Raw genomic sequence first — 12,303 nt, 5'->3', positions numbered from 1 at the left:
GACCGGCGTTTTTCATCAGGCTCGCGTCTTGCTCCGGCTTCGGCCGGAGAGGGCGTAACCTAGAATACAGGAATTGGTTAAGGAGGGTTGCTCCTTGTTGGACGTCAACAATTTCGAATACATGAAGATCGGGCTTGCTTCCCCAGAGAAAATTCGTTCTTGGTCCCGCGGAGAAGTGAAAAAACCGGAAACGATCAACTATCGTACGTTGAAACCGGAAAAAGAAGGGCTGTTCTGCGAAAAGATTTTTGGCCCTACAAAAGACTGGGAATGTCATTGCGGTAAATACAAACGCGTCCGTTATAAAGGCGTTGTCTGTGATCGTTGTGGCGTTGAAGTAACACGTGCGAAAGTACGCCGCGAACGGATGGGCCATATTGAGCTCGCTGCTCCGGTATCGCATATCTGGTACTTCAAAGGTATTCCGAGCCGTATGGGTCTTGCGCTGGATATGTCTCCAAGATCACTCGAAGAGATTATTTATTTTGCATCATATGTTGTAACTGATCCAGGAGAAACTCCACTGGAGAAAAAACAGCTGTTGTCCGAGAAAGAATACCGCAGCTACCGTGAAAAATACGGATATGGTTTCCAGGCTGGCATGGGCGCAGAAGCGGTTAAAAAACTGCTTCAAGACCTTGATGTGGATAAAGAGCTTGAATTCCTGAAGGAAGAGCTCCGCACTGCACAAGGACAACGTCGTAATCGTGCAATCAAACGTCTGGAAGTTATCGAAGCATTCCGCAACTCCGGCAACAAGCCTGAGTGGATGATCATGGATGTACTTCCTGTTATCCCGCCGGAACTTCGTCCGATGGTACAGCTGGATGGTGGACGTTTTGCAACGTCTGACCTGAATGACCTGTATCGCCGTGTAATCAACCGGAACAACCGTCTGAAACGTCTGCTTGATCTGGGCGCGCCAGATATTATCGTGCAAAATGAAAAACGGATGTTGCAGGAAGCTGTTGACGCATTGATTGATAATGGTCGTCGCGGACGCCCGGTAACGGGTCCTGGTAACCGTCCTTTGAAATCCCTCAGCCACATGCTGAAAGGTAAACAAGGACGTTTCCGTCAGAACTTGCTCGGTAAACGGGTTGACTATTCTGGTCGTTCCGTTATCGTTGTCGGACCTTACCTGAAAATGTATCAGTGTGGTCTGCCAAAAGATATGGCACTTGAATTGTTCAAGCCTTTCGTTATGAAAGAGCTTGTAAATAAAGGGCTTGCCCACAACATCAAGAGCGCGAAACGTAAAGTTGAGCGTGTAAGTCCTGAAGTATGGGATGTTCTTGAAGAAGTAATTAAGGAGCATCCGGTTCTGTTGAACCGTGCCCCTACGCTTCACAGACTCGGTATTCAAGCATTTGAACCGATTCTCGTTGAAGGTAAAGCAATTCGTCTTCACCCGCTCGTATGTACGGCATACAATGCCGACTTTGACGGTGACCAAATGGCCGTGCACGTTCCGTTGTCCGCTGAAGCTCAAGCGGAAGCACGTATCCTGATGCTTGCATCAGGTAACATTTTGAACCCGAAAGACGGTAAACCGGTTGTTACTCCTTCCCAGGATATGGTGCTTGGTTCTTACTACCTCACTATGGACAACAAGGAAGAAAAGGGCACAGGTATGATCCTGCGTACAGTTAACGAAGCTGTATCGGCATACCAACGTGGTACTGCTGGTCTGCATGCACGTGTGGCTATTCCGGTTAAGGCGCTTGGTAAAACAAGCTTCACGGAAGAACAGCAAGAAGGCATGCTGCTGACAACCATCGGTAAAATTATCTTTAATGAAATTTTCCCGGCAAGCTTCCCGTATATTAATGACGCGACTCGTGCGAACCTGTACCAAGGTACTGCAGATCACTCATTTGTATATGAAAAAGGTGCTGATCTCAGAGAAGCTATTATGAATGCTCCTCTGGCTGGCGGTGTCGGCAAAGAATACCTCGGTTCCATCATTGCACGTTGTTTTGAAATTTACCATACAACGGAAACAGCCGTTATTTTGGATAAAATCAAACAACTTGGATTCACGTACTCTACTCGTGCCGGTATTACGGTTGCGGTATCTGATGTTATCGTTCCGCCTGAGAAGTTTGAAATTCTTAGACAGTCTGAGGAAAAAGCACAAATCGTTACGAATCAGTACCGTCGTGGTCTGATTACGAATGAAGAGCGCTATGACCGTATCATTGATATCTGGTCAAAATCCAAAGATGACATCACTGAGATTCTGATGAAGTCCATGGATCGATACAACTCGATTATGATGATGGTAGACTCCAAAGCACGGGGTAACAAATCGCAAATCACCCAATTGGGCGGTATGCGTGGTCTGATGGCCAACCCATCCGGTCGAATTATCGAACTCCCAATCAAATCGAACTTCCGTGAAGGTCTGACAGTACTCGAGTACTTTATCTCCACTCACGGAGCGCGTAAAGGTTTGGCGGATACAGCCCTGCGTACAGCCGATTCAGGTTACCTGACTCGTCGTCTCGTAGACGTAGCCCAAGACGTAATCGTGCGTGATGATGATTGTGGTACAGATAAAGGCTTTACGGTAAGTCGTATCCAGGATGGTAAAGAGGTTATCGAAGATCTCTACGACCGTATTGAAGGCAGATACTGCTTCGAGACAGTTCGTCATCCGGAAACGAAAGAAATCATTGCAGGTCGCAATGAATTGATTGACTCCGATAAAGCAGAAGCGATCATCAAAGCGGGAATCACCAAATTGCAAATCCGCTCCGTACTCAGCTGCCGTGCAAGTCATGGTGTCTGCAAGAAGTGTTACGGTCGTAACCTTGCGACAGGTAAACACGTGGAGATTGGTGAAGCAGTTGGTATCATTGCAGCACAATCCATTGGTGAGCCAGGAACACAGCTTACAATGCGTACGTTCCACACCGGCGGTGTAGCCGGAGACGATATTACGCAAGGTTTGCCGCGTATCCAAGAGTTGTTTGAAGCTCGTAATCCTAAGGGTCAAGCAACAATCAGTGAGATTGATGGTGTAGTTAAAGAGATTCGCGAAGCGAAAGATCGTCGTGAAATTGAAATTCAGGGTGAAGCGGAATCCAAAGTATACTCCGTTACCTACGGTTCCCGTGTGCGCGTAAGCGAAGGCATGGAAATTGAAGCTGGTGACGAGTTGACAGATGGTTCCATCGATCCGAAAGAAATGCTGCGCATTAAAGGCGTACGTGGCGTACAAAACTACATTTTGCAGGAAGTACAGCGCGTATACCGTAACCAAGGCGTAGAAATCAATGACAAGCACGTTGAAGTTATGATCCGCCAAATGCTGCGTAAAATCCGCATCGTAGATGCAGGGGATACAACGCTGTTGCCAGGATCGTTCGTAGATACGCATGAGTACGAAAGAGCTAACAAAATTGCGATTCTTAGTGATAAAGAGCCAGCGGTTGCTAAACCAATCCTGCTCGGTATTACGAAAGCGTCCCTGGAAACAGACTCCTTCCTCTCGGCGGCTTCGTTCCAAGAAACTACACGTGTATTGACAGATGCAGCGATCAAAGGTAAAGTCGATCAGTTGCTCGGTCTGAAGGAAAATGTAATCATCGGTAAATTGATTCCTGCAGGTACAGGTATGCACCGTTACCGCAGCATCAAATTTGCTGAGCCAGAAGATGGCCAATCTTCAGTAGAAGAACTTGAGCCAGTTTCGGTTGATTAAATAGATTTCTCCTCATTTAGAGGGAATGAAAGTTTTGTACGTCAGGAGGCGGACGCTTGTATAATGGAGGTGGACGATTCCTGATGTGCGTAAACTTTTGAAAAAATGTTTTAGGATTAGCATTGACATTGCTTGCGCTAGATGCTAATATATCAAAGGTGCGTGGGCAGCTGATTGTACATGGTTCTATTCGGAGGAATGCACAATGTCTAATGAAAAAGCCTTGCAAGATGCTCATGTCAAAATTGGTACCAAACAGACCATGCGGATGGTGCAGACAGGTATGGCTTCCGAAGTCTATGTCGCAGAAGATAGTGAACCGCAGCTCACTTCCAAAATCATTGCACTGTGTGAACAACACAATGTGAAATGCACGAAAGTGGATACAATGAAAAATCTCGGCAAGGCTTGCGGGATTGGAGTGGGAGCAGCTATGGCTGCTGTCGTAAAATGATAGTGTAAGGAACGTTTTTGTCCGAGAACTTTTTAAGGATTCTCCAAGGCAAAAACTTTTCATTTGTCTTTTTATGAACCGCCTGGGTCTGTGGACTTAGCGAAAAGAGGTTTATAAAGAAACATGAATATTTGAGGAAGGGGGTGGCAATCACATGCCAACTATTAACCAACTGGTTCGTAAAGGACGTCAAGCAAAAGTTGAGAAGTCAAAATCACCAGCTTTGCAAAAAGGATTCAACGCTTTGAAACGTGAATCTACTAACATCAGTGCCCCACAAAAACGTGGTGTCTGCACTCGTGTAGGTACAATGACTCCACGTAAACCAAACTCTGCACTTCGTAAATATGCCCGTGTTCGTTTGACGAACCGTCTCGAGGTAACTGCTTATATCCCGGGAATCGGACATAACCTTCAAGAGCACAGTGTGGTATTGATCCGCGGAGGTAAAGTTAAAGACCTTGCAGGGGTTCGTTATCACATCGTTCGTGGAGCTCTCGATACTGCAGGCGTAAACAACCGTATGCAAGCTCGTTCGAAATACGGTGCTAAACGTCCAAAAGCTAAAAAAGCCTAAACTATTATAAGCAGAGAACCTGAGAGCCTTCTGGCTTAGGTCTGGAAGGTACAGGATCTGCTGAACAAGAAAGAAAGGGGGATATCCATGCCACGCAAAGGTCCAGTTACGAAAAGAGACGTGTTGCCAGATCCGGTATACAACAGCAAGTTGGTTACTCGTTTGATCAATCGCATCATGCTCGACGGAAAACGCGGTGTTGCTCAAAGCATTCTGTATAATGCGTTCAAGTTGATTCAAGAACGTACGGGTAATGACCCGATGGAAGTATTTGAAGCAGCAATCAAGAATATCATGCCAGTCCTGGAAGTTAAAGCTCGCCGTGTCGGCGGTGCCAACTACCAAGTACCAATCGAGGTAAAACCAGAGAGACGTACTGCTCTGGGACTACGTTGGCTCGTGAACTACTCCCGCAACCGCGGTGAGAAAACAATGGAAGAGCGTTTGGCGGCTGAGATCATCGACGCTTCCAACAACACAGGCGCTTCCGTTAAAAAACGTGAAGATACGCACAAAATGGCTGAAGCGAACAAAGCGTTTGCTCACTACCGTTGGTAGGATTCAGTTCACAATAAAAAAACTTCAATTTTGAAGGGAGACCCATTTCATGGCTAGAGAGTTCTCCTTGAAAAATACACGTAATATCGGGATCATGGCTCATATTGATGCGGGTAAAACCACGACAACTGAGCGGATCTTGTTCTACACAGGACGTACGCACAAAATCGGTGAAGTACACGAAGGCGCTGCGACAATGGACTGGATGGAACAGGAACAGGAGCGCGGAATTACGATTACTTCCGCTGCAACTACCGCTGCTTGGAAAGGCCACCGCGTTAATATTATTGATACCCCGGGACACGTTGACTTCACTGTTGAAGTTGAACGTTCCCTTCGTGTATTGGACGGAGCAGTTGGTGTATTCAGTGCGAAAGAAGGCGTTGAGCCTCAGTCCGAAACCGTATGGAGACAGGCTGACAAGTACGGCGTACCTCGTATCGCATATGTAAACAAAATGGATATCATCGGTGCTGACTTCCTGAACGTTGTATCTGACATGCGTGATCGCCTTCAAGCGAACGCTGTTGCGATTCAACTTCCAATCGGCGCTGAAAATGATTTCATCGGTATTATCGATATCGTTGAACAAAAGGCTCATATGTACAAAGATGACCTTGGTCAAAATATCGAAGAAACTGAAATTCCTGCGGAATTCAAAGAGCAAGTTGAAGAACTCCGTAATGAATTGATTGAGCGTGTTGCAGAATTGGATGAAGAATTGACAATGAAATACCTGGAAGGCGAAGAGATCACTATTGAAGAGATCAAAGGCGCACTCCGTAAAGGTGTTGTAGATGTTAAGATCTTCCCAGTTATCTGTGGATCCTCATACCGTAACAAAGGTGTTCAACTGATGTTGGATGCTGTTATCGACTACTTGCCAGCTCCAACAGATGTACCATCAATCACTGGTCATCTTGAAGATGGAACTGAAGCAGTTCGTAAGTCCTCTGATGAAGAGCCTTTCTCCGCATTGGCATTCAAAATCATGACTGACCCTTACGTTGGTAAATTGACATTCTTCCGCGTATACTCCGGTGTTCTTCAATCCGGTTCTTATGTATTGAATGCCACTAAAAACAAACGTGAGCGTATCGGTCGTATCCTTCAAATGCACGCGAACAGCCGTCAAGAGATCACTGAAGTTTACTCCGGTGACATTGCAGCTGCCGTAGGTTTGAAAGATACGGGTACAGGTGATACACTATGTGATGAGAAAAATCCGGTTATCCTGGAGTCAATGAACTTCCCTGATCCGGTTATCGAAATCGCCGTTGAACCTAAAACCAAAGCTGACCAAGATAAAATGGGTGTTGCTCTCGGCAAGTTGACTGAAGAGGATCCAACTCTTCGTGCTCATACTGACGAAGAAACAGGTCAAACAATCTTGGCAGGTATGGGTGAGCTTCACCTTGATATCATCATCGACCGTATGCGTCGTGAATTCAAGGTTGAAACTACTGTGGGTAAACCACAAGTAGCTTACCGTGAAACATTCCGTGCTCCAGCGCGCGTTGAAGGTAAATTCGTACGTCAATCCGGTGGTCGTGGTCAATACGGTCACGTATGGGTTGAATTCGAACCTCTCGAGCCGGGTACAGGCAGCCAGTTCGAAAGTAAGGTTGTCGGTGGTTCCGTTCCAAGAGAATACATTCAACCTGCACTGTCAGGGATTGAAGAGCAAATGAAAAACGGCGTTATTGCAGGCTTCCCGCTTGTAGACGTTAAGGCTACAATTGTAGACGGATCTTACCATGATGTCGATTCCAATGAGATGGCATTTAAAATTGCCGGATCTATGGCGCTTAAAGCGGCTAAAGACAAGTGTAAACCAGTTCTGCTTGAGCCAATCATGAAAGTAGAAGTAACAGTTCCAGAAGAGTACATGGGTGACGTAATGGGTATGTTGAACTCCCGTCGTGGCCGCATCGAAGGTATGGATTCCCGTAGTGGAGCTCAAATCATCCGTGCTAAGGTACCTTTGTCTGAAATGTTTGGTTACTCTACAACTCTTCGTTCCGGTACTCAAGGACGCGGCGTGTTCTCCATGGAACTCTCCCACTATGAAGAAGTTCCTAAGAGCATCGCTGAAGAAATCGTTGCTAAAACAAAAGGCACCGAGTAGTTTTCTCACACTGGATGCAAGTGCATAAGAATTTATTTCGGAGCACTTCATTCAGTGAAAACATAAAATTATAATTTTAAGGAGGCCACGTTCAAATGGCAAAGGCTAAATACGAACGTAATAAACCCCACGTTAACATCGGTACTATCGGTCACGTCGATCACGGTAAAACAACTCTGACTGCTGCAATCACAACTGTATTGTCTAAAACTTACGGTGGTGCTGCTGTAGCATTCGACCAAATCGACAAAGCTCCAGAAGAGCGCGAGCGCGGTATCACTATCTCCACAGCACACGTTGAGTACGAAACTGACACTCGTCACTACGCTCACGTAGACTGCCCAGGTCACGCCGACTATGTTAAAAACATGATCACTGGCGCGGCACAAATGGACGGAGCTATCTTGGTAGTATCCGCAGCTGACGGCCCAATGCCACAAACTCGTGAGCACATCTTGCTCTCCCGTCAAGTAGGCGTACCTTACATTGTTGTATTCTTGAACAAATGTGACATGGTTGAAGACGAAGAGTTGTTGGAATTGGTTGAGATGGAAGTTCGCGACCTTCTTAACGAATATGAGTTCCCAGGTGACGATACTCCAATCACTCGTGGATCCGCTCGTGAAGCACTGGCAAACCCAGATGGCGAATGGGCTCAAAAAATCGTTGAGATGTTCAAAGAGATCGACACTTACATCCCACTGCCTGAGCGTCAAACTGACAAGCCTTTCTTGATGCCTGTCGAGGACGTATTCTCCATCACTGGTCGTGGTACTGTTGCTACTGGCCGTGTAGAGCGTGGTACTGTTAAAGTCGGCGAAGAGATCGAAATCGTTGGTATCACTGAAGAAACTAAAAAATCTGTTGTAACAGGCGTTGAGATGTTCCGCAAATTGCTGGATTCCGCTCAAGCTGGTGACAACATCGGAGCACTTCTTCGTGGTGTTGACCGTAACAACATCGAGCGTGGCCAAGTTTTGGCTAAACCGGGTTCTGTTAAGCCTCACACAGAATTCACAGCTCAAATCTACGTTCTGACTAAAGAAGAGGGCGGACGTCACAAACCATTCTTCACTGGTTACCGTCCACAGTTCTACTTCCGTACAACTGACGTAACAGGCATCATCAACTTGCCTGAAGGTACTGAAATGGTAATGCCTGGTGATAACATCACTGTTACTGTTTCCCTGATCTCCCCAATCGCGATTGAAGAAGGAACTAAGTTCTCCATTCGTGAAGGCGGACGTACAGTAGGTGCCGGTTCCGTAGCATCTATCCAAAAATAATTCGGCTTAACGCTGAATAAAGCATATGCAACAGTGTACTGGAACGAGTAACATTGTATTGTAACGAAGCTTCGGAAGAGTTCTTTATCCGACATCGGATAAAGAACTCTTTTATTATGTGTAAAGTTTCGGAACCTGCGTCATACGAAATGAACATCATTTACGAGTTTAGAAGGATTGGCAAGGCAGCCTGGATATTGAAGAAAAACACTGCAATAAACGAAGTCATTTCGTCAGAAAAGATAAGTTTAAATGTTTTTCTTAAATATGCTTGCAATACGCCCATCTTTTCTATATAATAATGAATGTTGTTCTGTGACGTTGCGATGATGTGAGAGGTTACTGGCACACCCGGCCCCTTTGCCATGGGACAGTGGCTAGAAAATTTTCACGGAGTATGTCCGATAAAAAATTGGGCGATAGAAGGAGGGACTAAAATGGCAAAGCAAAAAATTCGTATTCGTTTGAAAGCTTACGACCACAGAATTCTTGATCAATCCGCGGAGAAAATTGTTGAAACAGCAAAACGTTCGGGTGCAGGTGTATCCGGTCCGATTCCGCTTCCTACTGAAAAACAAATCATTACTATTCTTCGTGCGGTGCACAAGTACAAGGATTCTCGGGAGCAATTCGAACAACGCACACATAAGCGTTTGATCGACATCGTTAACCCGACTCCACAAACTGTGGATGCCTTGATGCGCTTGGATCTGCCGTCCGGTGTAGATATCGAAATTAAATTGTAATACAAGCTACAACAAAGACCATGTATAAAGGAAAAGAGGTGTCAACATGAAAGCAATCTTAGGAAAAAAACTCGGAATGACTCAAGTATTTACTCCTGAAGGTAACGTAGTTCCAGTAACGGTTATCGAAGCAGGCCCTTGTGTTGTTTTGCAAAAGAAAGACATTGAGAATGATGGCTACGAAGCGATTCAAATCGGTTACTCCGATAAGAAAGAGAAAAATGCTAACAAGCCAGAAGCAGGTCACGCTAAAAAAGCGAACACTGCCCCTAAGCGCTACGTTCGTGAAGTTCGCGGTATCAACATCGCAGAATATGAAGTTGGCCAAGAACTGAAAGCTGACATTTTCGCTGAAGGCGAATTCGTTGACGTAACGGGTATTTCGAAAGGTAAAGGTTTTGCCGGCGTTATCAAACGTTGGGGACAAAGCACTGGACCTATGTCACACGGTTCGCGTTACCACCGTGGCCCTGGTTCAATGGGTTCGATCCAAGCTAACCGCGTTCCTAAAGGCAAACGCCTGCCAGGACACATGGGACATGACACAGTTACAATCCAACGTCTTGAAGTAGTTAAAGTAGACGCTGAGCGTAACGTGTTGCTCGTGAAAGGTTCCATTCCTGGACCGAAAAACAGTCTCATTAAAGTTAAAGAAACGGTGAAAAAATAACCACTGAAGAAAGGAGGAACACAAAATGCCAAAAGTATCAGTTTACAATGTAGATGGTAGCCAAGTAGGCGAAGTTGAATTGAACGATGCGGTTTTCGGAATTGAACCGAACCAACACGTTCTGTACGATGCAGTTCTTATGCAACGCGCTTCCCTTCGTCAAGGTACCCACAAAGTAAAAGGACGTTCTGAAGTACGTGGCGGTGGACGTAAGCCTTGGAAACAAAAAGGTACAGGTCGCGCTCGTCAAGGTTCAATTCGTTCACCACAATGGAAAGGCGGCGGTATCGTATTTGGTCCAACACCACGGAGCTATGCGTACAAACTGCCTAAGAAAGTTCGCCGCTTGGCGATCAAATCAGCCCTTTCATCTAAAGTGCTTGACAATGACATTATCGTTTTGGACGCTCTCACGTTGAGCACGCCTAAAACTAAAGAATTCGCAGCCATCTTGAGTAACCTCAAAGTGGGACGTAAAGCTTTGATCGTAGCTCCTAGCTATGATGATAATGTAGCTCTTTCCGCACGGAATATTCCAGGCGTGAAATTCGTAGCTGCTGACGGCATTAATGTTCTTGACGTGCTTTCGCACGACAAATTGATCATTACGAAAGAAGCAGTTCAGAAGGTAGAGGAGGTGCTCGCGTAATGAAGGATCCTCGTGATATTGTAAAACGTCCGATTATTACGGAACGTACTGCTGACATGATGAACGACTTGAAATATGTATTTGAAGTCGATATCCGTGCAAACAAAACCGAGATCAAAAAGGCAGTAGAAGCTATTTTCAACGTAAAAGTGAAAAACGTGAACACGCTTCGTGTTCCAGCTAAGCCAAAACGGTACGGACGTTATTCCGGATATACTAGCGAATGGAAAAAAGCGTTTGTAACGCTGACAAAAGACAGCAAAACGCTTGAGTTCTTTGAAACTGTATAATTGAATTTTTGAAGTAAGGAGGGAAACCCAGTGCCAATCAAAAAGTATAAACCAACATCCCCGGCAAGACGGAACATGTCCGTTTCTACATTTGAGGAAATCACCACAAATCAGCCGGAGAAATCGTTGTTGGCCCCGTTGAGCAAACAAGCAGGCCGCAACAACCAAGGTAAAATTACAATTCGTCACCATGGTGGTGGACACAAACGTAAATACCGTATCATCGACTTCAAACGTACTAAAGATGGAATACCGGGCCGCGTTGCTACGATTGAGTATGACCCGAACCGTACATCTAACATCGCTCTGATTCACTACGCTGATGGTGAGAAACGTTATATCATCGCTCCTAAAGGTTTGAAAGTTGGAGATCAAGTATTCTCCGGACCTGAATCAGACATCAAAATCGGTAACGCACTGCCACTTGAAAACATTCCAGTAGGTACCGTTATCCACAACATCGAGTTGAAACCAGGTAAAGGCGGACAATTGGTTCGTGCTGCTGGTACAGAAGCTCAATTGCTTGGTAAAGAAGAAAAATACGTTTCCGTTCGTCTCTCTTCCGGAGAAGTTCGTCGTATTTTGAAAGTTTGCCGCGCGACAATCGGATCTGTTGGTAACCAAGACCACGAGCTCATCAAAATCGGTAAAGCCGGTCGTAGCCGTTGGTTGGGTAAACGTCCTGAGGTTCGTGGTGTAGTAATGAACCCTAACGATCACCCACACGGTGGTGGTGAAGGTCGTGCTCCAATCGGACGTAAATCGCCAATGTCACCATGGGGTAAACCTACTCTTGGTTACAAAACGCGTAAGAAAAATAAAGCTTCTGATAAATACATCATTCGCCGCCGCACGAAGTAATACACACTGTGCATAACTTCGTGAGGCATCTGCGGATGCATAATAGCTACGTTTGAAGGGAGGATCTCCACATGGGTCGCAGTTTGAAAAAAGGGCCATTCATTGATGGCTACATGCTCAAAAAGGTAGAAGAGATGGAAGCTTCAGGTAAGAAGAACGTAATCAAAACCTGGTCCCGTCGTTCTACAATTTTCCCACAATTCATCGGACACACATTTGGCGTTTACGATGGTCGTAAACACGTGCCAGTGTATGTAACTGAGGACATGGTTGGACACAAACTGGGTGAGTTCGCTCCAACCCGTACGTACAAAGGCCATACTGATGATGATAAGAAAACAAGAAGATAAATGAACATCTTTAATGTTTGAGAGG

At 45.6% G+C, this 12,303-nt stretch carries 12 protein-coding genes; all 12 read left to right on the top strand.

Going from position 1 to position 12,303, the window contains the following annotated elements:
- Positions 1–94 precede the first annotated feature (94 nt).
- A complete protein-coding gene (gene rpoC, locus NYE45_RS26405) occupies positions 95–3,709 on the top strand; it encodes a DNA-directed RNA polymerase subunit beta' (RefSeq protein WP_062836179.1) in 3,615 nt (1,204 codons plus the stop codon).
- A gap of 205 nt (positions 3,710–3,914) precedes the next feature.
- Entirely contained in the window at positions 3,915–4,163 is a 249-nt protein-coding gene (locus NYE45_RS26400; RefSeq protein ID WP_340014572.1) for a ribosomal L7Ae/L30e/S12e/Gadd45 family protein, read from the top strand.
- A 154-nt stretch (positions 4,164–4,317) separates the two neighbouring features.
- On the top strand, positions 4,318–4,740 hold the full coding sequence (gene rpsL, locus NYE45_RS26395) for a 30S ribosomal protein S12 (protein WP_017692070.1): 423 nt from the start codon (positions 4,318–4,320) through the stop codon (positions 4,738–4,740).
- A gap of 87 nt (positions 4,741–4,827) precedes the next feature.
- Positions 4,828–5,298 carry a 30S ribosomal protein S7 gene (rpsG, locus tag NYE45_RS26390; protein ID WP_018753997.1) on the top strand — a complete coding sequence of 157 codons (471 nt, stop codon included), beginning with the start codon at positions 4,828–4,830 and terminating at the stop codon, positions 5,296–5,298.
- Positions 5,299–5,347: 49 nt separating this feature from the next.
- Entirely contained in the window at positions 5,348–7,426 is a 2,079-nt protein-coding gene (gene fusA, locus NYE45_RS26385; RefSeq protein ID WP_062836180.1) for an elongation factor G, read from the top strand.
- 95 nt (positions 7,427–7,521) lie between these two features.
- Complete coding sequence (gene tuf, locus NYE45_RS26380) at positions 7,522–8,712, top strand: elongation factor Tu (RefSeq protein WP_062836181.1); 1,191 nt, start codon at positions 7,522–7,524, stop codon at positions 8,710–8,712.
- Between the two features lie 437 nt (positions 8,713–9,149).
- Complete coding sequence (gene rpsJ, locus NYE45_RS26375) at positions 9,150–9,458, top strand: 30S ribosomal protein S10 (RefSeq protein ID WP_017692074.1); 309 nt, start codon at positions 9,150–9,152, stop codon at positions 9,456–9,458.
- Between the two features lie 46 nt (positions 9,459–9,504).
- Positions 9,505–10,128: a 50S ribosomal protein L3 gene (gene rplC / locus NYE45_RS26370; protein WP_024633587.1), complete on the top strand. Its 624-nt coding sequence runs from the start codon at positions 9,505–9,507 to the stop codon at positions 10,126–10,128.
- A gap of 25 nt (positions 10,129–10,153) precedes the next feature.
- On the top strand, positions 10,154–10,777 hold the full coding sequence (gene rplD / locus NYE45_RS26365; protein WP_017692076.1) for a 50S ribosomal protein L4: 624 nt from the start codon (positions 10,154–10,156) through the stop codon (positions 10,775–10,777).
- Positions 10,777–11,067, top strand: coding sequence for a 50S ribosomal protein L23 (gene rplW / locus NYE45_RS26360; RefSeq protein WP_017692077.1), 291 nt, complete (start codon positions 10,777–10,779; stop codon positions 11,065–11,067). Before rplD ends, rplW begins: the two co-directional genes overlap by 1 nt.
- A gap of 30 nt (positions 11,068–11,097) precedes the next feature.
- Positions 11,098–11,928, top strand: a complete 831-nt coding sequence (rplB, locus tag NYE45_RS26355; protein WP_340014571.1) for a 50S ribosomal protein L2 — start codon at positions 11,098–11,100, stop codon at positions 11,926–11,928.
- A gap of 71 nt (positions 11,929–11,999) precedes the next feature.
- Positions 12,000–12,278 (top strand): 30S ribosomal protein S19, encoded by a 279-nt coding sequence (rpsS, locus tag NYE45_RS26350; RefSeq protein WP_062836183.1) that lies wholly within the window; start codon positions 12,000–12,002, stop codon positions 12,276–12,278.
- Positions 12,279–12,303 lie beyond the last annotated feature (25 nt).

The sequence above is a fragment of the Paenibacillus sp. FSL K6-1318 genome, from assembly GCF_037976905.1.
GTDB lineage: Bacteria > Bacillota > Bacilli > Paenibacillales > Paenibacillaceae > Paenibacillus > Paenibacillus amylolyticus_A.
This window is presented reverse-complemented; position numbering and strand designations above follow the sequence as displayed.